Below are 20,831 nucleotides of genomic sequence, written 5' to 3'. Positions count from 1 at the left end.
CTCAGAGCTCCTTGCGGATATCGACGATGCGCAGAATGCCCGCGACCATGAAAAGCACCAGCACCAGCAGCACGATGGCGTTGGCGGCAGCGGCTGGATATTGCAATAGCGACATCTGGTTGCGCATCATCAGGGCCACCGAGGCCGATTGGCCACCACTCATCACCTGCACGGTCGAAAAATCGGCCATGACCAGCGTCACCACGAAGATAGTGCCGATGGCGATGCCGGGCTTGGCCAAGGGCAGGATGACATTCCAGATGATCTGCCAGTCCTTGGCGCCACCGTCGCGCGCCGCCTCGATCAGTGATTTGTCGATGCGCATCATGGTGTTGAAAATCGGCGTCACCATGAAAAGCGTATAGAGATGCACCATGGCCAGGATCACCGCGAAATCGGAATAGAGCAACCACTCGATCGGCTGGTCGATGACTCCAGCTCCAACCAGCCCGGAATTAATCAACCCGTTACGGCCGAGCACCGGAATCCACGAGATCATGCGGATGATGTTGGAGGTTAGGAAGGGTACGGTGCAAACCAGAAACAGCACCATCTGCATGGTCGCCGTCCGCACGTGGAAGGCTAGGAAATAGGCGACCCAGAAGCCGACAAAGGCGGTGATGGCCCAGACCATGGCGGCGAATTTCAGCGTATTCCCATAGGTCTTCCAGGTGACCCACGAACCGAGTGTCTCGGTATAGTTGAAGGTCACGAAATCCGGGATCATGCCGGCGAAATCGTAGTCCCAGAAGCTGACGATCAGCAGCAGCAGGATTGGAATGGCGAGGAAGAAGCCAAGAATGAGGAGCAGCGGCGTTGCCTGCAGATAAGGCGTAGCGCGGGCGATTAGGTTGTTCATTGGATCGTCCCCAACATCGTAGCGCCGGATGAGGGGGCCTCAGCGGCCCCCTCGAAGTCATCAAGCCGCGATGAACTCGTTCCAGCGGCGGACCATGTAGCGGTCTTCGTCCATCACAGAGTTCCAGCAGGCGACCTTGCCCATGCGCTCTTCGAACGAGCCGCCGTCGCGGATGGCGCCGGCCTTTTCCATCACGGTGCCGTCGGGAGCCAGAATGTCGCCCGTGGCGGCCTTGCCTTCGATCCAGTAACCCCATTCGTCGGCCGACATGTGCTCCTTGGCCGTCTCCATGGCCGCCGAGTAGTAGCCCTGGCGGTTAAGATAGCCGCCGACCCAGCCGGACGTGTACCAGTTGATATATTCGTAGGCCGCGTCGAGCTGGGCACCCTGCAGGTGGGCCGCCAGACCCAGACCGCCGCCCCAGGAGCGATAGCCTTCCTTGAGCGGCTGATAGGTGCAGGCGATGCCCTTGGAGCGGACGGCAGCCACGGCCGGCGACCACATGGACTGGATCACGACTTCGCCCGAACTCATCAGGTTCACGCTCTCATCGAAGCTCTTCCAGAAGGCGCGGAACTGGCCGTCCTGCTTGGCCTTGATCAGGAAATCGATGGTCGCATCGATTTCGGCCGTGGTCATGTTGCCCTTGTCGCCATAGGTGATATTGCCCATGGCTTCCATGATCATCGCCGCATCCATGATGCCGATCGAGGGCACGTTGATAATGGCGGCCTTGCCCTTGAAAGCCGGGTCCATGATATCGGCCCAGGTGGTGATGTCCCGCCCGACCAGGTCCGGACGGATGCCCAGGGTGTCGGCGTTGTAGATTGTCGGCACCATGGTGAACCAGCCGGTTTCTCCCTTGGCAAAGGTCTTGTCGCCGGGGGCTTCGACAAAGCCCACAGTGTGCGGCGCGGTGCCCTGCGCAATGACGCTATCGGGCAGCAGTTTGCCGGTTTTGAACAGCGGCACGATCTTGTCGTAATAGGTCAGCTTGGACGTATCCATCGGCTGGATCACGCCGGTGGGGAACACCTTCTTCAAAATCCAGTATTCGATATCGGCGATGTCGTAACTGTCCGGCTGGGTGACGGCGCGCTGCGCCGCAGCATCGGAATCCGTCGCCGTCATCTCGAGCGTAATGCCGAGGTCTTCCTTGCACTTTTCGGCGATCGCATTGAGGTTGCTCACACCCGTGCCGAACTGGCGCAGGGTGATCGGGTTCTGTGCCCAGATGGTGGGGAAGCCGGTGATGGCTCCGGTGCCCAGGGCCGTACCGGCCATGGCGGCAGCGCCGGTCTTGAGCAAGTTGCGGCGGGAAATGCCGGTCTTTTTGGCAGTCTCTGTCATAGCCTGAACGTCCCTGTTTGCTGGTTTGTGGTCATGGATCGGGTGTGCCGAGGACGATGGCGTCCTCGCTATCCCAATGGAGGGGCACCGCATCACCCACTGCGACGGGCGCCGCGTAGAAGGCCTTGTCGGTGATGATGGCGGTGAATTCGGCGATGCCGGCGCCTTCGATGGTCAGCTTGATCGTGCCGCCGCGATATTCGAGATTGGAGACGATGCCGGTGAAGCCGAGGCCCTTGATCGGGCTTTCCCCGATCCGGACGTGGTCGGTGCGTACTGCGGCATCAACATTGGCGCCGGGCGGTCGCGGCTCGCCCGCGGCCGAGAAAGTGCCGCCGCCAACGATCTCGAAGGTGACAAGGCCGTCAGCGGAATTCACCACCTTGCCGGATATGACGTTGTGGTCGCCCATGAAGCGGGCCACGAATGCCGTCGCCGGGCGCTCGAACACTTCGCGGGGGCTTGCCGCCTGCTCGATGCGGCCGTCGCTCATCACTACGATGATGTCGGCCAGCGCCATCGCCTCTTCCTGGCTATGGGTCACATGCACGAAAGTGATGCCGAGCTGCTTTTGCAGCTTCTTGAGTTCGGCCCGCATGCGGATCTTGAGGAAGGGATCCAGCGCCGAGAGCGGCTCGTCCAGCAGCAGTGCCTCGGGATCGGTGATCAGCGCCCGCGCTAGCGCCACGCGCTGTTGCTGGCCGCCCGACAGCTGCGCCGGCTTGCGGCTGGCATAGGCGTCCATCTGCATCAGCTTGAGCAGGTCGAGCGCCCGGGCCCGGCGGGTGTCCTTGTCGACGCCGGCCATCTTGAGGCTGAAGGCGACATTGTCGACCAGGTCGAGATGGGGAAACAGCGCATAGGACTGGAACATCATTGCGGTTCCACGCTTGGCCGGCGGCAGATGCGTCACCACATTCTTGCCCAACACAATGTCGCCCACCGAGACGCTTTCGTGCCCGGCAATCATGCGCAGGGTCGAAGTCTTGCCGCAGCCTGACGGCCCCAACAGACAGCAATAGCTCCCAGCCGGAATCTTGAGGCTGATGGCATCGACCGCCGTCGTCTTTCCATAAATCTTGGAAACGGAAGCGATGTCGATCTCGGCAGCCTTGGACATAAGCATCCCCAATTCATCGGGGCTTTACATGCATCCGCCGTGCCAGTTGGTGAGTGACCTATTAACCTGCTGGCAGCACTGATTTATCTCGCTTCATCGCAATTGTGCGATCTATAAGCAGTTCTTGCATTTGCTTCATTTGTGAGCATGTGTCTGCAGTGTGCGCCGAAATTGTATGCAATTTGTTGAATGTCTGTGTGCAATTCTCGCTTTCACCCCCCTTCGATTCTGCTTATGAGTGAGCTATGACGCTTACAGACCAGACCTTTGCCGCGCCGCCCCCTGTCGAGGACCGCGCCATGATGATCCGCGATCATCTGCGCGACGCGATCGTCGATCGCCGGTTGGCGCCTGGCACGAAACTCAACGAAGCCGAAGTCGGCACGCTGTTCGAGGTCAGCCGCACTGTGGTTCGCGCTGCCCTCCAGGCGCTCGCCTTCGAGGGACTGGTCAAGACCGAACGCAATCGGGGTGCCTTCGTCGCCAATCCAACGCCGGAAGAGGCTCGCCAGGTCTTTGCCTCGCGCCGCTTGATCGAGCCGGGATTGGCGCTCGCGGCCGCGCAACGCATCACGACCAGCGAAATCGCTGCGTTCCGCGAGCGCCTGCAGCACGAGAGCGAATTGCTCAACCAACGTGGCCCATCCGCTCGCCGTGCCGAAATTCATGCCTCGGGCGATTTCCACCTGCTGCTCGCCAAGGTCGCGGGCAATGCCATCCTCTTGCGCTTCATGGAGGAATTGGTCGCCCGCTCCTCCCTGGTCATCGCGCTTTACGGCAATTCCGGCGCCTCCAGTTGCGGCCATAGTGACCACGGCAATATCCTGGCAGCGCTGGAACAGGGCGATGGGGAGCGCGCCGGCAAGCTGCTGCTCACCCATATCGACCATATCGAAGCCGATCTCGACTTGCGCAACACCAGCAACCTGCCGCTACGCGACGCCTTGGTCATCGGGGCGGGAATCTAACTGCAAAACCAGTCGATGAAGGCCCGCAGCTTTGGCGGCTGATTGCGCGTGGGGTAATAGAGCTGGAACTGAGATGGTCGCGGCTCAAATTGGTGCAGCACCTCGACCAGTTCGTCGGACTCGTTGGCGGGGATTTCCGTCGTTCGATAGAGCTGGGCAACACCCAGACCCGCGCGAACGGCGAAGTCGAAGTGATTATTGTCGTCGAACACCAGCCGCGGCGGCGGATCGAGGCGCACGACCTGATCGCCCACATTGAAGGTCAATGGCTCCAGCCGCTGGCTGCCCGGAAATCGGTAGCGGATCACCTGATGGCTCGCCAGATCATTGGGGTGCTGGGGAATGCCCGCGGCCTCCAGATAGGCGCGCGAAGCCAGCACCCGGCGGTGCAGAACTGGACCGATAGGGCGCGCGATCATGTCCAGTTCCAGAGTGTCCGAAAACCGGATGCCCGCGTCGAACCCACCGGCAACGATATCGCTCAGTCGGTCATCCGTCGCGAGTTCCACGTCGATATCGGGATAGTGCCGCACGAAATCTGCCAACCGCGGCAAGATGCAGAACTGCGCCGCTAGCCGCGACAGGTTGATCCGCAAATTCCCGGCGGGCCGGCGGCCGGCAGTCCGCACCCGATCAAGCGCTTCGGCGATATCACCAAAAGCCCGGTCGGTATCCTGCAGCAGCAGGCGGCCGGCCTCGGTCAGCCGGATGCTGCGGCTGGTGCGCTCGAAAAGCCGGGCGTCGACCAGGGATTCGAGCTGCCGGATTTTTTGCGACACCGCCGACGGCGTTATTCCAAGCCGGCCGGACGCGGCGGTGAAACCGCCTGCGGTCGCGACCATGCGGAATGCCGGCAGCAACGAAAGAAGATCAGGGGGCATCGTTAATCCATGCTTCAAGGCCCTTGAAGTATGCCTCAGCTCAACTTCACGATCAAGGCGGGCCATCTAAGGCGTATCATTTTGCCCTGGAGCCTACCAATGAGCCAACAATTAGAGACTTCGACCCTGTCAAACGCGATTGATGTCGCGATTGATGATGCACTTGCCCGAGCGCGCATCGCCGGTGGCGTGGTGCTTGTCGTCGAAGACGGCAAGATCGTCTACGAACGGGCGGCGGGCTACGCCGACCGCGAGACAGGCCGGTCGATGCAGATCGATACGCCGTTCCGGTTCGCATCCGTCACCAAGCCCTTTACCACCATGGCCGCCCTGACACTGGTGGAAGCCGGGCGTCTGTCGCCTGATGATCGGGTGACGCAATATCTGCCAGACTTTGCCCCACGCCTAGCCGATGGCTCGCTCGCGGATATCCGGGTCGAACACTTGATGGCACACACGGCAGGTCTCGACTACCGCTTCCAGCAAGCCGCGGATGGGCCCTATGCCCGCGCCGATGTTTCGGATGGACTGGATGAAAACCGGGGCTCATTCGCGGCCAATCTCGCCCGCATTGCGAGCGTGCCGCTGGACCAGCGCCCAGGCGAGAACTGGCGCTATTCCGTTGCGACCGATGTGCTGGGTGGTGTGGTCGAAGCCGTCACCGGTATGAAGCTTGACGGCGCGATCGCTGCGCTTGTCACTGAGCCACTGCGATTGGGTGCGGCGTTTCATTGGCCCGATGCGAACATTGCTGTCCCCTATCATGACGGTGCATCGGGACCGGTGCGGATGGGTGTCGGCGTGGAACTGCCCCAGCGTTATATCGAAGGTCCGGGCGTGCGCTTTGATCCGGAGCGCATTCGGGACGCGGCGGCTTGGCCCTCGGGTGGTGCTGGCATGGCTGGCCGCGCACGCGACGTGCTCACCCTGCTTGAGGCTTACCGCGCCGGCAGCTTCCTGAGCGAGGACTTGCGCGAGGCAGCGCGGACAGTCCGGATCGGCGCGGAGGCAATGGGGCCGGGTTGGGGCTTTTCCTGGCTGGGCGCCACCCTGGTCGACCCTGCGGCTGCCGGCAGCCAATGGAGCACGGGGTCGGCGACTTGGGGCGGTACCTACGGCCACACATGGGGCATCGACTTCGCCAAAAAGCGCACATTCATTGCAATGACGAACACGGCCTATGAGGGCATGTCTGGCAAGTTCGCCCAGGACATCGCCGCCGCATTCGCCCTGCCACTCTCTTAACCTGGGCACGGGACGGCCAGCATTTGGCCGCCCCGCCTCACGGGCGCGAAGGAATGGACGTAGCGTATTCTTTGCAATGATCAGAAAAGATGATAGAAAAACTCCTATTATAGCTGGACGTCCGCTGGCTGCAGCGGCTTCGCGGGCCCTCTAAATTCAATAGGATCAATCCAACCTTGCACTTCTGGCCTTCCATGACCTGGCACACCGAGGGGATCAATGTGGTCGCGCCGGTCAAGTGGCGCTGTCTTGATGGGTTAATGGGCGCATTCTGGGAGGCCGACTGCCAGTCGGGCGCGCGCGGTTACTATTTGGCAGACGATCCGCGCATCATGATTTTCTTCAATGATGTGTCCGACAGTGTCCGGATTTCCAACCAGAGTGGCGATTTTTCCCAGCAATACCGGCCGATGACACGGGCGATTTTTATTCCCGCCGGCGTTCCCATGTGGACCAATATCGGGGCCACCCATCGGGTGACGCATCTCAATCTGCACATGCATAAGGATCGTTTGCTGCGGTTCCTCGCGCCTTCGCTGGGCAGGTCTGCGGCGCTGGCGGCGTTGCGTAGCCCGGTGGAAATCGAAGATGTCGAAGCCATCGAGGCCCTGGCCAAGTTGCTGGTCGATGAAATCTCGCAGCCCTCGCGGCCTGCAATCTATGCGGAAAGCCTGGCCAACAGCATCGTCGCCAGCCTGCTCGACATTCCGGCCGAGCGCAACGAGACGAGCGAGGGCCGCCTGACCCAGGGCCAGATGAACAAGTTGATGGTGCGTCTTAATACACGCGGCAATGGCCGGTTGAGCGTGGCCGAGATGGCGGGCGCGGTCGGCCTGTCCGAAAGCTGGTTCAGCACGGTATTCAAGCAGACGACGGGAAAGACCCCGCTGCAATGGCAATTGGAAAAGCGCATCGAGCTTGCCAAGAAGCTGCTGATGGAAAGCGATCTGAGCGTGGCCAATATCGCAGCTCAACTCGACTTTTCCGATCAGGCGCACCTGACCAAGGTGTTCCGCCATGTTGCGGGGGGAACCCCGGCAGCCTGGCGTCGCCTTCAAGCACGTTAGGCCGAATATTGTCCCACCCGCGGTGAATCGCGGGTGGGACGAGCACTCACCAGGTCTGGCGCAAGGTCGCGGTCACGGTGCGGCCGGGATTGTAGAAATCGGCGCCGAATCCGCCATAGGCCACGTGCTTTTCGTCAAAGATATTGCTGACATTGAGCTGCAGCGTGGTGTTGTCCTGCACCTTGTAGTTGAAGGCGGCGTCGAACACGATGCTGCTGCCGGCCGATTGGGTATTGGTGTCGTTGAAGAAATACGAGCCGGAATAGCGTGCGCCGAGCCCGAAGGTCATGTCGCCGATCACGCCATTGCTGGGCAGGGTATAATCCACCCACAGCGAAGCGATGTGGTTGGGCACGAAGGACAATTCGTTGCCCTCATTGCCGCCGGTACCATTCTCGACAATGTCGGACAGCATGTAGGAATAGGCGACGGTGAGGCTCAGGTTTTCCATCACCTCCGCCTTGGCTTCCAGATCAATGCCGCGCACCCGCACCTCGCCAATGGTCTCCTGCATCAGGGTCGCAGGATTGGTGCGTGTCATATTGCTCTTGGTCAGGTCGTAGACCGCGGCACTGAACAGGGCAGGGAACGCATCGGGCTGGTATTTGATACCGGCTTCCCACTGCTCGCCGCGCTCGGGCTCGACCGACAGCGATGCGGGAACAGCGGACTCGGCATAGCTCACATAAGCCGCAAGCTCGTCGGTGAGCTTATAGGTCAGTGCACCGCGCTTGGTGAATTCGCTGAATTCGGCCGCGGTCAACGCGCCGGTCAGGTTATCGGTCTGGTCGACATCCATCCAGTCATTGCGCAACCCGATGGTTGCGGTCAGGCGGTCAAAGGTCAGGTCCTGCTGCACATAAGCGGCATTGGTCTTTTGATCATTGGTCGTGCTGCCGATCAGCGGCACCGATCCTGGTGCGCCGGTATAGACCGGGTTCAGCCAATCGATGCTGGGCGCCGGGCCCCAATAGGTCTTGTTGGTGGCGTAGCTCGAATTGTGCTCGAGGCCGACCAGCGTAGTGCTGTCCACCATGCCCCAGCTGGCCTCATATTGAACGCGGCCGTCGATGACGAAGTTTTCGCGGGTGGATTCGTTGCCAAAAAAGGCACGGCTGGCCAGGGTCGAGCCATCGGTGGGCGTGGCCGAAATATAGGCATAACCGAAGTCGCTGGCGGTATTGCTGTAGCGGGCATTGGAGCTGAAGCTCAGGCCGTACCCGACATCGTGGCTGAGCATCACGCTGAGCGTATCCCGATCGACGCCGCGGAAATTGTAGTCCGGCTCGCCGAAAAAGACGTCGCGGTCGAAATCGCTGCCCACGGGATGGCCGCCGCTGCCGGGCACGCCTTCCTTGCTCAAATGATCGTAGACGACGGTGAGGGTGGTCGCGTCGGTCGGGCGCCAGGTCAGGCCGCCCATGACAAATTGCGTCTCGTCGCGCGAATAATCGTATTCGCCGTTCCCCACCCGCACCTTGCCGGTAAGGCGATAGGACAGCGTCTCGTCCACGGTGATGTTGTCGCCGAAATCGGCCCCGATCTCGGCCGTGCCGAACGCCCCGCCGGAAATATAAGCCTCCCCGAACTTTTCATTCTTGGGCGTCTTGGTGACGTAATTGACCGCGCCGCCGGGGTCGGAAACGCCGAACGTCGTTGAATTGGCGCCCTTGAGCACTTCGATGCGCTCGAAGGCATAGGGTTCCTCGCGAACACCGCCGAAGGGGGCGCCAATCACCAGCCCATCGCGATAGGTGTAGGCATCGAACCCGCGGATTTTGAAGAAATCGAAACGGTCGTCCGAGCCATAGAAATCGGTGCTGACGCCGGCGGTATATTGCAGCACTTCTTCGGTCGTCTGCGCGTCACGCTGCTGGACTTCCTTGGCGGTGATTACCGAAACCGAGGCGGGCGTGTCCAGCAGCGGCGCTGCGATCTTGCCGCCGCTGGTCGTGGTCGTCGCCACGATCGAATTGCGATCATCGTCGGTACCCACGCCACTCACATTGACCACCAGGGTCGGCAGCACCGTCACCGTGGCCGGATCATCGGCCTCTTGGGCAAATGCAATGGTGGGCGCCATGCTCACAAGCGCGGTGCATCCCAAAAGCATCGCGTTTCGATAGCGGGCTCGGCTGGCATCCCTGATGGTCATCTTCAATTCCAGAATTGGTGTGGCTACAGCAGCGACCGTGTCGCCACCCTGTTCGGCGCGGTGGGCCGGCCTGTGCTAGTAACCTGAGCGTATTTGTCTGGTATTGTAAAATCCGGCGGTTTTGTACGAAACCATGGGAGATTTGCGTTTGTTCATCGGGGGGTAAGCATTGCGGTTGACGGCGCCGATCTAAACCTGAAAGTGAAGGTCTACTTTGATATCAGGAGACTTTGCCTCATGCTGCGGCTGTTTGGCTTTTCCGCACCATTGATCGCGGCATGCCTGTCGATCCTCACCCTCGCTTCCGTCTCGGCACAGGACGGTCCGGCTTTTCCAATCACCATCGAGCATGCCTTGGGCACGACGATCATCACTGAAAAGCCGGAGCGGGTGGCGACGGTGGCTTGGGCCAATCACGAAGTACCCCTGGCTTTGGGCATCGTGCCGGTCGGCTTCGCCCGCGCCAATTTCGGTGACGACGACGGCGACGGCTTGTTGCCTTGGGTCGCCGAAAAGCTGGCCGAACTCGGCGCTGACACGCCCGTGCTGTTCGACGAAGGCGATGGCATCGATTTCGAGGCGGTCGCGGCCACCGAGCCGGACGTGATCCTGGCCGCCTATTCCGGGCTCAGCCAGGGCGACTACGACACGCTGAGCCAGATCGCGCCGGTCATTGCCTTTCCCGATGCGTCGTGGTCCACCGATTGGCGCGGCATGATCCGCCTCAATAGTGCGGGGCTGGGCCTGTCCGCTGAAGGCGAAGCGCTGATCGCAAGCATCGAGGCCGAAATCGCCACTGCGGTCGCCGGACATCCCCAACTCAAGGACAAGGCGGCGCTGTTCGCCACCCATCTCAATGCGTCGGATCTCAGCGCCATCAATTTCTACACCACCAATGACACACGCGTGAAATTCTTCGCCGATCTGGGCATGGCCTCGCCGCAAAGCGTTGTCGAGGCTACCGCGCCGGGCAAGTATTCGGGGTCGGTCAGCGCGGAACGGATCGACACTTTCGACGATGTCGACATCATCGTGACCTATGGTGACCAGCAACTGCTGGACGCACTCAAGGCCAACCCGCTGCTGGCCAGAATGCCGGCCGTGGCGAATGGCGCATTGGTCATTCTGGGCGGCAACCCGCTCGGCACGGCAGCCAATCCCACCCCGCTGTCGATCTCGTGGGTGCTCGACGACTATCTGACCCTGCTTGCGGAGGCGGCCAAGAAATCCCAATGACGGCACCCAGCCTGCATCCTACTGTCCGGCGATCCATCGCCGGGCGGTCCAATGGCTTGCGCAGTCTATGGCTCATGGCGCTGGTGGTGCTCCTCGGCGGCCTTGGCGCTCTGTCGGTCACCATCGGTTCGCGTGACGTGGGCTGGGCCGACATTGCCGCGGCGCTGGCTGGCGGGCAGGACACGATCGGCCAAGCGGCGGTCGCGCTGCGCATTCCCCGAACATTGCTGGCCGTGCTGGCCGGATCGGCACTCGGGCTTGCGGGTGCCGTCATGCAGGGCGTGACGCGCAATCCACTCGCCGATCCGGGCATATTGGGGGTCAATACCGGCGCTTCGCTTGCGGTCGTCATCGGCGTGGCCTGGTTCAATATCAGCTCGGCCGATGCCTATATCTGGACTGCGATTGCCGGCGCCGGGCTGACGGCGGCCTTTGTCTACACTATCGGATCAATGGGGCGCGGCGGCGCAACGCCGCTCAAGCTGGCGCTGGCCGGCGTCGCCACCTCGATTGCCTTTTCGTCACTGGTCACCGCCTTGGTGCTGCCGCGCAACGACATTGCTGGCGGCATCCGGTCCTGGCAGATTGGCGGGGTAGGCGGGGCCACCTTCGAGCGCATTCTGCCGGTCATGCCGTTCCTGGCGGTGGGCCTCGCTATCGGCCTGCTTTCGGCCCGCCGCCTGAACTCGCTGGCCCTGGGCGACGACCTGGCGGCCGGGCTGGGCGAGCGGGTAGCCCTGGCCCGCGCCGTGGCTGCGCTTGGCGCGATTCTGCTCTGCGGAGCCACGACCGCAGTGTGCGGACCCATCGGCTTTCTGGGCCTCGTCGTACCGCATCTCTGCCGCCTGCTGGTCGGGCCGGATTATCGCTGGCTATTGCCGTTTTCCACACTGGGCGGCGCCTCCCTGCTGCTGGCTGCCGACATTGCCGGGCGCATCATCGCCCGGCCCGCCGAGCTTGATGTCGGCATCGTCACGGCCTTTATCGGCGCGCCCTTCTTCGTCTGGGTGGTGATGCAGCAGCGGATCCGCGAACTGTGACAATGCCGTTGACCGCCACGCGCGCTCGCCAGTTGCGCTACTATGGGCTCGTAACCACCATTCTGCTGGCCCTGGTGGCGGTGCTCTTCGCGCTGACCCTGTCGCTGGGTCAATCCTTCACCCCGCCTAGCGACGTCATTCGCGTGCTGCTGGGCGAGCAGGTGGGCGGCGCCAGCTTCACTGTGGGACAACTGCGCTTGCCGCGAGCTGTGCTTGCGGTCCTTGCCGGGCTCAGTTTTGGTTTGGGGGGCGTCGCTTTCCAGATCATGCTGCGCAATCCGCTGGCCAGTCCGGACATTATCGGCATCAGCTCAGGGGCCAGCGCCGCCGCCGTCTTCGCCATTGTCGTGCTGTCGCTGAACGGGCCAATGGTGTCGCTGTTCGCGGTCATCGCCGGCCTCGCCATCGCGCTGCTGGTCTATGCTCTGGCCTTTCGCAAAGGCGCGGGCGGAACAAGGCTGATCCTGATCGGCATCGGCATTTCGGCCATGCTGGAAAGCATGATTACCTATATCCTGTCCCAGGCGCCGGACTGGAACTTGCAGGAAGCGCAGCGCTGGCTGACCGGGAGCCTCAATGGCGCCCAGCTCGGCCAGGCGTTACCGCTTCTTGCCGCGCTGATAGTGTTCGGCGGCTTGCTGCTCAGTCGGACCCGCGAACTGGAATTGCTGCGGCTGGGCGACGACACGGCCGCCGCTTTGGGCGTTCGGGTTGGCCGCACGCGGGTCATTGTGATCATCGCTGCGGTCGGCATGATTGCGACGGCTACAGCGATAACCGGACCGATCGCCTTCGTCGCCTTCCTCTCCGGCCCGATCGCCGCCCGCATCGTGGGGCCGCGCGGCTCGCTGCTGATCCCCGCCGCGCTGGTTGGCGGGATGCTGGTGCTGGCGGGCGATTATGCCGGCCAGTTCCTGCTGCCGACGCGTTACCCGGTCGGCGTGGTGACCGGAGCCTTGGGCGCGCCCTATCTCATTTATCTGATCGTGCGCGCCAACCGGGCAGGGAGCGGAGCCTGAGCTTACCTATCGATCAATCCGCGCCTGTTGCTGGGGTGGGTAGCGTTCGCCCTGAACCGCGATGCCGGCAAAGGCCCGCTCTATCGTGGCAAGATCCTCCGCCGACAGTTCGACCGCCGCCGCACCGATATTTTCATCAAGGCGATGTAGCTTGGTCGTGCCCGGAATGGGCACGAAGCTGGGGCTTTGCGCCAGCACCCAGGCGAGCGCGAGCTGGGCCGGCGTCACCTGCTTTTCCTTGGCGATACCAGCGAGAGTATCGATGACAGCCTGATTGGCCGCGCGGTTTTCCTCGCTGAAACGCGGCACCGAATTGCGGAAGTCGTTTTGCGTAAAGCTGGTGCCGGCATCGATCGTGCCGGTAAGGAAGCCCTTGCCGAGGGGACTGAACGGCACAAAACCGATGCCGAGTTCGTGCAGCACCGGGATGATTTGCTCCTCCGGCTCGCGCCACCACAGCGAATATTCGCTCTGCAAGGCCGAAACCGGCTGCACGGCATGGGCGCGGCGGATATTGGCGACGCCGGCTTCGGACAGGCCGAAATACTTCACCTTGCCCTCAGCGATCAGTTCCTTGACCGTGCCGGCGACATCCTCCATCGGCACATTCGGATCGACGCGGTGCTGATAGAGCAGGTCGATATAGTCCGTCCGCAGGCGCTTCAGCGAATCCTCAACCGTGGCGCGGATAAGCTCAGGCCGGCTGTCCATGCCGCCGCCCTGGGGAATGTTGAAGCCGAATTTGGTGGCGACCACCACCTGGTCGCGGATCGGCTGCAAGGCTTCGCCGACCACTTCCTCATTGGCGTAGGGGCCATAGACCTGGGCGGTATCGAAGAAAGTGATCCCACGCTCGAAGGCGCCCCGAATGACCTTTACGCCCTCGGCCGGTTCCAGCGGTATGCCATAGGATTGGCTGATGCCCATGCAGCCAAGTCCGATGGCGGAAACCTGCAGGCCGCTGGACCCAAGTTGTCGTTGTTTCATGTCGTTTCTCCTCACGCTTTTGGAATAACCGGCCGAAAAATCAGCGGCTATATTGTTCGTCGCTGACCTGTTCCATCCATTCCACGACCTTGCCGTCGAGTTCTTCCTGGATGGCGATGTGGCTCATGGCAGTGTCGGGGCTGGCGCCATGCCAGTGCTTCTCATTGGGCGCAAATCGCACCACATCGCCGGGCAACATGGTTTCGATGGGCCCACCGTCTTTTTGCACGAGACCCCGCCCGCTTAGAATGATGAGCGTCTGCCCGAGCGGATGGATATGCCAGGCCGTGCGTGCTCCGGGCTCAAAGGTCACTATGTTGGCCGCCATGTCGCTGGGAGCTTCAACTCCGTAAAGCGGGTCGATCCTGACCGTGCCGGTAAACCAGTCGCTGGGTCCTTTGGCGGACGGTTGCGAGCCTGCGCGTTGAATTTTCATCAGAGTTCCTCGTGTTGGCTACAAAGATAGGGCCGCTTCATGTCCTGATTAGTAGGGTTATTTTTGTTGATCCTATGAATGGCATTCATGGACCGGCTTAGCTGTCGCAATTCATCATACAAGTGGAGAGACTTTGTATGTTGACTTCGGCGGCGCATTCTTGACAGTTTCCTCCGCAGTCCCGAGCGCTTGGCGCTGGCCATCTAGGAGGGGCGTCGGCTTGTCGTGGAGGACGAGGTCGGCGCGGACATGCATGAGGGAGGATACCATGTTTCAACTGCCTAAACTGGCGGCGACGGCGCTCGTCGCTGCAACCCTGATGGTCTCGACCGCTAGCGCCCAGACGGTGCTGCGCTCGTCCGATACCCATCCGGACGGCTATCCGACGGTCGAAGCGGTCAAGCATTTCGGCGAGTTGCTGAGCGAAAAGACCGGCGGCCGCTATTCGGTCGAAGTGTTCCACTCCGCCCAGCTCGGCGAGGAAAAGGACACGATCGAACAAACCCAGTTCGGCGTGATCGATCTCAACCGTATCTCTATCGGCGCCTTCGGCACCCAGGTGCCCGAAGCGACAGTGACGCAACTGCCCTATATCTTCCGGTCCGCCGACCATTTTCATGCCGTGCTCGACGGTCCGATTGGCGAAGAAATCCTGGCCGCATTCGATGCAGTGGATGTGGTGGCGCTGGCCTTTTACGATGGCGGCGCCCGCTCGTTCTACAATAGCGAAAAGCCGATCAACACGCCGGCCGACATGGCGGGCATGAAGATGCGCGTCATGCAGTCCGACATTTTCGTTGATATGGTCGCGGCCTTTGGCGGCAATGCCACGCCCATGCCCTATGGCGAAGTCTATTCGGGCATCCAGACCGGCGTCATCGACGGGGCCGAGAACAATTACCCCAGCTATGACACTGCCGGTCACGCCGAAGTGGCCAAATATTACTCGCTCGACGAGCACCTGATGGTGCCCGAAGTGCTGGTCATCTCCAAGATCGTCTGGGATGGGCTGACACCGGAAGACCAGGCGCTGTTCCGCGAAGCTGCCAAAGAATCGGTCGCCAAGCAGCGTGAGTTGTGGGCCGCCAAGGAGGTGGAATCCAAGGCCAAGGTGGAAGCGCTGGGCGCGGTGATCAATGAAGTCGACAAGGCTCCCTTCATCGAAGCGATGAAGCCGGTCTACGAAAAATACGTGACCGATCCCAAGCTGCAGGACCTGGTCGCCCGTATTCAGGCAACTGAGGGCTAGCTGGCAAGGTCTGCACCAATCTTGGGCCGCCAGGATGGGCTCCCTCCCCCTTGAGGGGAGGGCCGGGGTGGGGTGCCGAGGTGCCATTAGCCGCGAGCGCAGGGCGGGCGCAACACCCCCACCCTGGCCCTCCCATCAAGGGGGAGGGAACTGATCGAGGCCCGCGAGCATCAGCGTCAATGCTGGAGACTGAAGATGAAATCCTGGCTTATGCCGACCAGCCGCGTGCTGGGGCAGCTCTCAAACGCCATGCTCTGGATTGCCGGCGTCGGCCTCGTTTCCATGACCGCCATCGTCGCCTATCAGGTGTTCATGCGCTTCGTGATCAACCAGTCGCCGGCCTGGACCGAGGCGGGATCGATCATGATCATGACCTGGTTCATCTTTCTCGGCGCCGCGGTGGGCGTACGTGAGAATTTCCATATGGGGTTCGACGTGCTGCTCTATGTGCTGCCGCCGGGCGCCAAGCCGTGGCTGCGGGCCATCAGCGATATCGCCGTGTTCTGCTTTGCCTCCGGCATGGTTTTTTACGGTGGCGAACTGGCTATGCGCTACTGGTCGACCCGTATCCCGGTGCTCGGCCTGCCCACCGCCTTCACCTATTTCCCCATTGTGATCTCGGGCGCGCTGATGTGCCTGTTCGCGGCCGAGCGCATCCTGCTGCGCCTAGCCGGTGAGCCGGTCGACGACATCCCGGTCGATCCGACGATCACCGAGGCCTGACCCTTATGGAATATTGGATTCTCTTCGGCGTATTCACGGGGCTGATGGTGATCGGCACCCCGATCGCCTATTGCCTGGGCATCGCGAGCTTCGCCACTATCGTCTATCTCGGACGGCCGGCCATCGTGGTGTTCCAGCAGCTCAATTCGGGCGTCTCGGCCTTTAGCCTCCTGGCCATCCCCTTCTTCATTTTCGCCGGCGACCTGATGATGCGCGGCGGCATCGCGGCGCGGATCATCTCGTTTGCCGGCTCCATTATCGGGCATGTGCGCGGCGGGCTGGGGCAGGTCAATATCGCGGCCTCGACATTGTTCGGCGGCATTTCCGGCTCGGCCGTGGCGGAAGCCGCCGCTGTGGGCGGCATCATGATCCCGCAGATGAAAGCGCGTGGTTATGGCGCCGATTACGCGGTCAACGTTACCTCCATGGCAGCATTAATCGCCCTTTTGCTGCCGCCCAGCCACAACATGATCATCTATTCGCTCTCGGGCGGCGGCAATATTTCCATCGCGGACCTGTTCACGGCGGGCATCATTCCGGGCCTACTGCTAGCCGCGGTATTGAGCGTTACAGCCTATTTGGTGGCGGTCAAACGGGGCTATCCGACCGAGCCCTTTCCCGGTCTGCGCAAGGCGGGCTATTTCTTCCTCGTCTCCATTCCCGGGCTGATGCTGATCGTCATCATCTTCGGCGGCGTGCGCTCGGGCATTTTCACCGCGACGGAAAGCTCTTGCATTGCAGTGCTTTATGCCCTGCTGGTAACGCTGGTGGTCTATCGCTCGCTCAACTGGAGCGAGTTCGTCCATTCGGTGCTGGGCGCGGTGCGCACCACGGCCATGGTGCTGTTCATCATCGGCGCAGCCGCCTCCTTCGCCTGGCTCATGGCCTATCTCAAAGTGGCGACGATCCTCACGGCGGGAATGGCGACAATCTCGTCCGATCCGCTGCTGGTGCTGCTGATGATCAATGTCGTGCTGCTGCTGCTCGGCACCTTCATGGATATGGGGCCGCTGATCATCATCACCACGCCCATCTTCCTTCCCATGGTCAAAGCGTTCGGCGTCGATCCGGTGCATTTCGGGGTGATCATGATCCTCAATCTGGGCATCGGGCTGAATACGCCCCCGCTCGGGCCGGTGCAGTTCGTCGCTGCCGCGGTGGGTAAGATCACCGTAATGGAGGCGATGAAGAGCATCTGGCCATTCTACCTGGCCGGAATCATCGTATTGGGGCTGGTGACCTATATTCCGGCGCTGTCGCTGTGGCTGCCGGCCTTGTTCAGGGGATAGCGATGAGCCTTTCGGGGAGTGATGCTGTCGCGGCGCGCCGGCCCAAGCTGGCGGATCTGGTGATCGACACACTGCGCAAGCGCATCAGCACGGGCGAATACGATGCCGGCGGCAAGCTGCCGACGGAGAACCAGATGACCACCATATTTGGCGTCAGCCGGACCGTGGTGCGCGAGGCCATTGCGGCTCTGGCGGCCGATGGGCTGGTGCAATCGCGGCAGGGCGCTGGGGTGTTTGTGGTCGCCAATGCGGTGACGCCGTTCAACGCGATCGGGGCGGACAAATCCAACAAGATCTCGGTGGCCATCAATGTGCTCGAAGTGCGCATGGGCATCGAAATCGAAGCGGCCGGACTTGCCGCCCTGCGGCGCAGTGCCAGCCAGGAGGCGGCAATCCAGGAGGCCTGGAACGAGTTCGGCCGATTGCTGAAGCTGGGTATTCCCACCGGCAAGACCGATTTCGCCTTTCACCGGACCATCGCCGAAGCAACCAACAATCCGTTCTATATAGAGGTCCTCGACGGGCTGGGAAGCCGAACCATTCCCTGCGACGTGGCTTCGCCATGGGGCACCGAGACCGTGCTGACCTATGAATACCAGGCCGGGCTGCAGCGCGAGCACCTCGCCATTCTTCGGGCTATCTCGGCGCAAGACGCCGGGGCGGCACGCGAGGCAATGCGACAACATCTGTCGCTGAGCCAGGAACGCTATCGCCAGCGGCTCCGTCAACAATCCACGACCAAACAGGACTGACCATGACCACCGATTTTGACATCCGCTTTGCCATCGACCCGGTAACCGCCGGAACCATGAATACCGATGAGCTGCGCGAGCATTTCCTGATCGAGGAATTGTTCACCCTGGGCGGGATCAACTGGACCTATACCCACTATGACCGCATGGCGGTGGGCGGGGCCATGCCAGGCGGCAAGGCGTTGCCGCTGGAGACGATCAAGCCGACAGGAACGGCCGGCTTCCTCGACCGACGGGAGCTGATTGCCGTCAATATCGGTGGGGCCGGCACGATTGCGGTAGATGGCACGGACCATCAGGTGGGTCCGCGCGACATGCTCTATATCGGCATGGGTGCCGCCGAGGTGAGTTTTGCTTCGGCCGATGCCGGCGCACCAGCCAAGTTTTATCTGCTGAGCGCGCCGGCGCATGCGAGCCATCCGGCCAAGCTGATCCGACAGAGCGATGCCAAGCGGCTCGATCTGGGCAGCCAGGAAACTGCCAACGAGCGTTCCATCTTCCAGTTCGTCAACGCCGACAGCGTCAAGACCTGCCAATTGGTGGTGGGCCTGACCAGTTTCGCGCCCGGCTCGGTCTGGAACACCATGCCCGCCCACGTGCATGACCGGCGCATGGAGGCCTATCTCTATTTTGATCTCAAGCCCGATGCCTTCGTCGTGCATCTGATGGGCGAGCCCACCGAAACCCGCCATCTGATCGTTCGCAATGAACAGGCCGTGCTGTCGCCACCCTGGTCGATCCATTCTGGCGCTGGCACCGGTGCCTATACGTTCATCTGGGCCATGGCCGGCGACAATGTCGACTATACCGACGTCGAAAAAATCGAGATGGACGAGCTCCGGTAATCAGCCACCGGCACCCTGATAATTGCGCAGGCAATAACGCCAATGGAGCATGGCAAGACCAGCAGCAAGCGGCCCGGCCAACAGCGCCGCCGGGCCGGCCCAGGCGCCGAGCAAGGCCACGTCCTTGCCCAGGAAAACCGCGACCGGGACATAACTCATGAAGCCCAGGGGAGCCACGCTCAGCATCAGCACTTGCAGCGGTAGTGGGAAGATGGTGAGGGGGTAGCGGGCCAATTCCCAGAAGCCGAAGAAAATCTGGTAGAGATGGTTGGATTTGACCCAGATCAGCGCCGTGGCGCCGATCATGGTCATCACGGCAGCCACGATCATGGCCGCGCTGAAGAGGCACCCGAGAAATAACAATAGGGCCAGTGGCGTCCAGGCAATATCGACCTGGGTAAGCGCCCAGCCCATCAGCCCGACGGCCAGCACGATATGGCCAGCATAGCCAATGTTAAGGCCGGAAAAAACGATATAGGTCCAGACGCCAATTGGCTTGACCAGAATGGCGTCCATAGTGCCCATGCGCACCTTTTCCTCCATCTCCCGGAACTGCACGAAGCTGAGCGAGGCGCCAAGCGAGTAGGCGAGGAGATGGAAGGACAGGAGCAGGGCCATTTCCGGCCAAATCCAGCCGCCCAGCGCGCCGAAGCGAGCCAGTATGAGGGAGATGGCGGTGTACATGGAGCCATAAGCTGCGAACTGGGACAGCCAGCCCAGTATCATGGCACCCGGATATTCGGTTTTGCTCTTGATGAAGGTCCGCACGAGAGCTGGAATGATCACGCGAAGGCGCGTCATGACATCACCCTCCCTGCACGATGAGGCGGTGCCGCGCCCGGCCCCATAGCCAGATCAGGCACAGCAGGAGCGCGGCAAACCAGATAAGGCCGATGCCGAAATAGAGCAGTGTCTCCACCACGCCCAACTTCCCGATATAGACGGCCGCTGGATAGTACGAGACCCAGGCAAAGGGCAGGTGGCCGGCAATGGCTGCCAGCCAGCCGGGGAAGAACCAGAGCGGCACCAGCCCGCCTGACAACAGGGTCATGATGCTGTTGAAGAACCAATCCAGCGAGTCGGTGGTCATCAGCCAGAAGGCGGCCAACCCCAACAGGGTGGTGAGCACAAACAGCATCATGAAGGACAGCGCCCAGAATGGCAGGAAAGCCAAGCCATGGAACAGGCTGGCCGGAGCAACGAGACCCGTCGTAAAGCCGACAACGACCGCAACCGGCAGGGTGATCGCGATAAGGTCGAACAGGAAGTTGCCGAAATGGCTGGCCAGCAGATAGCCGGGATAATGCAGCGGCTTGAGCAGGTAGACCGCGACGTCACCCGATTTGACAGCGGTGCCGACATCCTTGAGCAGCCGGGAATAATCCCAATACAGCACCGGTCCGGCCAACAGGGCATAGGTGATCATCTGCGGCAGGGTCACGCCATCGACACTGGCAGTACCGACTGCGCCGAACACCGATGCCCAGATGGCGATGCGCGCGACGATGAAGACCAGTTCGCCGAACATGCCGGCCCAGACCTGGTTGCGATAGGCCAGCCGCGCCTGGAAAGCATTGGCGGTGAAAGCGGGATAGGCGCTCGCCCTCATG

20 protein-coding genes are annotated in these 20,831 nt (G+C 61.6%); 11 read left to right on the top strand and 9 right to left on the bottom strand.

Annotated elements, in window-relative coordinates; genetic code table 11:
• Position 1: 1 nt before the first annotated feature.
• From N8A98_RS03675 to N8A98_RS03665, 3 genes are read right to left on the bottom strand one after another with little or no spacing between them, the layout of a single operon-like run.
• Positions 2–859 (bottom strand): ABC transporter permease, encoded by an 858-nt coding sequence (locus tag N8A98_RS03675; protein WP_262169248.1) that lies wholly within the window; start codon positions 857–859, stop codon positions 2–4.
• Between the two features lie 60 nt (positions 860–919).
• Positions 920–2,209, bottom strand: a complete 1,290-nt coding sequence (locus N8A98_RS03670; protein ID WP_262169247.1) for an ABC transporter substrate-binding protein — start codon at positions 2,207–2,209, stop codon at positions 920–922.
• A 31-nt stretch (positions 2,210–2,240) separates the two neighbouring features.
• A complete protein-coding gene (locus tag N8A98_RS03665; RefSeq protein WP_262169244.1) occupies positions 2,241–3,329 on the bottom strand; it encodes an ABC transporter ATP-binding protein in 1,089 nt (362 codons plus the stop codon).
• Positions 3,330–3,574: 245 nt separating this feature from the next.
• On the opposite strand from N8A98_RS03665, the gene N8A98_RS03660 reads away from it, so the two are divergent.
• The gene (locus tag N8A98_RS03660; protein WP_262169243.1) at positions 3,575–4,297 is read left to right on the top strand and encodes a GntR family transcriptional regulator; all 723 of its coding nucleotides are present in this window, start codon (positions 3,575–3,577) and stop codon (positions 4,295–4,297) included.
• On the opposite strand, the gene N8A98_RS03655 is transcribed toward N8A98_RS03660, so the two are convergent.
• Positions 4,294–5,244, bottom strand: coding sequence for a LysR substrate-binding domain-containing protein (locus N8A98_RS03655; protein ID WP_262169241.1), 951 nt, complete (start codon positions 5,242–5,244; stop codon positions 4,294–4,296). The two genes, N8A98_RS03660 and N8A98_RS03655, sit on opposite strands and share 4 nt — an antisense overlap.
• Before the next feature lie 33 nt (positions 5,245–5,277).
• Between N8A98_RS03655 and N8A98_RS03650 the strand changes: the two genes are divergently transcribed.
• Both N8A98_RS03650 and N8A98_RS03645 read left to right on the top strand, forming a co-directional pair.
• Positions 5,278–6,423, top strand: a complete 1,146-nt coding sequence (locus N8A98_RS03650) for a serine hydrolase domain-containing protein (protein WP_262169240.1) — start codon at positions 5,278–5,280, stop codon at positions 6,421–6,423.
• Positions 6,424–6,599: 176 nt separating this feature from the next.
• Positions 6,600–7,490, top strand: a complete 891-nt coding sequence (locus N8A98_RS03645) for a helix-turn-helix domain-containing protein (RefSeq protein WP_262169239.1) — start codon at positions 6,600–6,602, stop codon at positions 7,488–7,490.
• A 46-nt stretch (positions 7,491–7,536) separates the two neighbouring features.
• On the opposite strand, the gene N8A98_RS03640 is transcribed toward N8A98_RS03645, so the two are convergent.
• The gene (locus N8A98_RS03640; RefSeq protein ID WP_390888798.1) at positions 7,537–9,645 is read right to left on the bottom strand and encodes a TonB-dependent siderophore receptor; all 2,109 of its coding nucleotides are present in this window, start codon (positions 9,643–9,645) and stop codon (positions 7,537–7,539) included.
• A 237-nt stretch (positions 9,646–9,882) separates the two neighbouring features.
• On the opposite strand from N8A98_RS03640, the gene N8A98_RS03635 reads away from it, so the two are divergent.
• Genes N8A98_RS03635 through N8A98_RS03625 form a run of 3 tightly spaced genes read left to right on the top strand, consistent with a single transcriptional unit; the run spans position 9,883 to position 12,940 of the window.
• Positions 9,883–10,881 carry an iron-siderophore ABC transporter substrate-binding protein gene (locus tag N8A98_RS03635; protein ID WP_262169238.1) on the top strand — a complete coding sequence of 333 codons (999 nt, stop codon included), beginning with the start codon at positions 9,883–9,885 and terminating at the stop codon, positions 10,879–10,881.
• Positions 10,878–11,921, top strand: a complete 1,044-nt coding sequence (locus N8A98_RS03630) for a FecCD family ABC transporter permease (RefSeq protein ID WP_262169237.1) — start codon at positions 10,878–10,880, stop codon at positions 11,919–11,921. Before N8A98_RS03635 ends, N8A98_RS03630 begins: the two co-directional genes overlap by 4 nt.
• A 2-nt stretch (positions 11,922–11,923) precedes the next feature.
• A complete protein-coding gene (locus N8A98_RS03625; protein ID WP_262169236.1) occupies positions 11,924–12,940 on the top strand; it encodes a FecCD family ABC transporter permease in 1,017 nt (338 codons plus the stop codon).
• 6 nt (positions 12,941–12,946) lie between these two features.
• Here the strand turns inward: N8A98_RS03625 and N8A98_RS03620 are convergent, their stop codons facing one another.
• On the bottom strand, positions 12,947–13,927 hold the full coding sequence (locus N8A98_RS03620; RefSeq protein WP_262169234.1) for an aldo/keto reductase: 981 nt from the start codon (positions 13,925–13,927) through the stop codon (positions 12,947–12,949).
• Positions 13,928–13,967: 40 nt separating this feature from the next.
• A complete protein-coding gene (locus tag N8A98_RS03615; protein WP_262169233.1) occupies positions 13,968–14,363 on the bottom strand; it encodes a (R)-mandelonitrile lyase in 396 nt (131 codons plus the stop codon).
• A gap of 268 nt (positions 14,364–14,631) precedes the next feature.
• Here N8A98_RS03615 and N8A98_RS03610 point away from each other — a divergent pair, with 268 nt between their 5' ends.
• From N8A98_RS03610 to kduI, 5 genes are all read left to right on the top strand, one after another.
• Positions 14,632–15,612, top strand: a complete 981-nt coding sequence (locus N8A98_RS03610; RefSeq protein ID WP_113122622.1) for a TRAP transporter substrate-binding protein — start codon at positions 14,632–14,634, stop codon at positions 15,610–15,612.
• Positions 15,613–15,807: 195 nt separating this feature from the next.
• On the top strand, positions 15,808–16,335 hold the full coding sequence (locus N8A98_RS03605) for a TRAP transporter small permease (RefSeq protein WP_262169229.1): 528 nt from the start codon (positions 15,808–15,810) through the stop codon (positions 16,333–16,335).
• Positions 16,336–16,340: 5 nt separating this feature from the next.
• The gene (locus N8A98_RS03600) at positions 16,341–17,624 is read left to right on the top strand and encodes a TRAP transporter large permease (RefSeq protein ID WP_262169228.1); all 1,284 of its coding nucleotides are present in this window, start codon (positions 16,341–16,343) and stop codon (positions 17,622–17,624) included.
• 2 nt (positions 17,625–17,626) lie between these two features.
• Positions 17,627–18,376, top strand: coding sequence for a FadR/GntR family transcriptional regulator (locus tag N8A98_RS03595; protein WP_262169227.1), 750 nt, complete (start codon positions 17,627–17,629; stop codon positions 18,374–18,376).
• A 2-nt stretch (positions 18,377–18,378) separates the two neighbouring features.
• The gene (kduI, locus tag N8A98_RS03590; protein ID WP_262169226.1) at positions 18,379–19,221 is read left to right on the top strand and encodes a 5-dehydro-4-deoxy-D-glucuronate isomerase; all 843 of its coding nucleotides are present in this window, start codon (positions 18,379–18,381) and stop codon (positions 19,219–19,221) included.
• Here kduI and N8A98_RS03585 read toward each other — a convergent pair whose 3' ends face one another.
• Together N8A98_RS03585 and N8A98_RS03580 are read right to left on the bottom strand one after the other, a co-directional pair.
• Positions 19,222–20,022, bottom strand: a complete 801-nt coding sequence (locus N8A98_RS03585; protein WP_262169223.1) for an ABC transporter permease — start codon at positions 20,020–20,022, stop codon at positions 19,222–19,224.
• Between the two features lie 4 nt (positions 20,023–20,026).
• Positions 20,027–20,830, bottom strand: a complete 804-nt coding sequence (locus N8A98_RS03580) for an ABC transporter permease (protein ID WP_262169221.1) — start codon at positions 20,828–20,830, stop codon at positions 20,027–20,029.
• Between the last annotated feature and the right edge of the window lies 1 nt (position 20,831).

The sequence above is a fragment of the Devosia neptuniae genome, from assembly GCF_025452235.1.
GTDB lineage: Bacteria > Pseudomonadota > Alphaproteobacteria > Rhizobiales > Devosiaceae > Devosia.
This window is presented reverse-complemented; position numbering and strand designations above follow the sequence as displayed.

What these genes read in the sequence shown, in the direction of transcription:
- N8A98_RS03620 (WP_262169234.1), bottom strand. Translation starts at nt 13,927, where the DNA reads ATGAAACAACGACAACTTGGGTCCAGCGGCCTGCAGGTTTCCGCCATC.
- N8A98_RS03595 (WP_262169227.1), top strand. Translation starts at nt 17,627, where the DNA reads ATGAGCCTTTCGGGGAGTGATGCTGTCGCGGCGCGCCGGCCCAAGCTG.
- N8A98_RS03655 (WP_262169241.1), bottom strand. Translation starts at nt 5,244, where the DNA reads ATGGCCCGCCTTGATCGTGAAGTTGAGCTGAGGCATACTTCAAGGGCC.
- kduI (WP_262169226.1), top strand. Translation starts at nt 18,379, where the DNA reads ATGACCACCGATTTTGACATCCGCTTTGCCATCGACCCGGTAACCGCC.
- N8A98_RS03625 (WP_262169236.1), top strand. Translation starts at nt 11,924, where the DNA reads ATGCCGTTGACCGCCACGCGCGCTCGCCAGTTGCGCTACTATGGGCTC.
- N8A98_RS03585 (WP_262169223.1), bottom strand. Translation starts at nt 20,022, where the DNA reads ATGACGCGCCTTCGCGTGATCATTCCAGCTCTCGTGCGGACCTTCATC.
- N8A98_RS03640 (WP_390888798.1), bottom strand. Translation starts at nt 9,645, where the DNA reads ATGACCATCAGGGATGCCAGCCGAGCCCGCTATCGAAACGCGATGCTT.
- N8A98_RS03600 (WP_262169228.1), top strand. Translation starts at nt 16,341, where the DNA reads ATGGAATATTGGATTCTCTTCGGCGTATTCACGGGGCTGATGGTGATC.
- N8A98_RS03610 (WP_113122622.1), top strand. Translation starts at nt 14,632, where the DNA reads ATGTTTCAACTGCCTAAACTGGCGGCGACGGCGCTCGTCGCTGCAACC.
- N8A98_RS03665 (WP_262169244.1), bottom strand. Translation starts at nt 3,329, where the DNA reads ATGTCCAAGGCTGCCGAGATCGACATCGCTTCCGTTTCCAAGATTTAT.
- N8A98_RS03605 (WP_262169229.1), top strand. Translation starts at nt 15,808, where the DNA reads ATGAAATCCTGGCTTATGCCGACCAGCCGCGTGCTGGGGCAGCTCTCA.
- N8A98_RS03670 (WP_262169247.1), bottom strand. Translation starts at nt 2,209, where the DNA reads ATGACAGAGACTGCCAAAAAGACCGGCATTTCCCGCCGCAACTTGCTC.
- N8A98_RS03635 (WP_262169238.1), top strand. Translation starts at nt 9,883, where the DNA reads ATGCTGCGGCTGTTTGGCTTTTCCGCACCATTGATCGCGGCATGCCTG.
- N8A98_RS03615 (WP_262169233.1), bottom strand. Translation starts at nt 14,363, where the DNA reads ATGAAAATTCAACGCGCAGGCTCGCAACCGTCCGCCAAAGGACCCAGC.
- N8A98_RS03660 (WP_262169243.1), top strand. Translation starts at nt 3,575, where the DNA reads ATGACGCTTACAGACCAGACCTTTGCCGCGCCGCCCCCTGTCGAGGAC.
- N8A98_RS03650 (WP_262169240.1), top strand. Translation starts at nt 5,278, where the DNA reads ATGAGCCAACAATTAGAGACTTCGACCCTGTCAAACGCGATTGATGTC.
- N8A98_RS03580 (WP_262169221.1), bottom strand. Translation starts at nt 20,830, where the DNA reads ATGAGGGCGAGCGCCTATCCCGCTTTCACCGCCAATGCTTTCCAGGCG.
- N8A98_RS03630 (WP_262169237.1), top strand. Translation starts at nt 10,878, where the DNA reads ATGACGGCACCCAGCCTGCATCCTACTGTCCGGCGATCCATCGCCGGG.
- N8A98_RS03675 (WP_262169248.1), bottom strand. Translation starts at nt 859, where the DNA reads ATGAACAACCTAATCGCCCGCGCTACGCCTTATCTGCAGGCAACGCCG.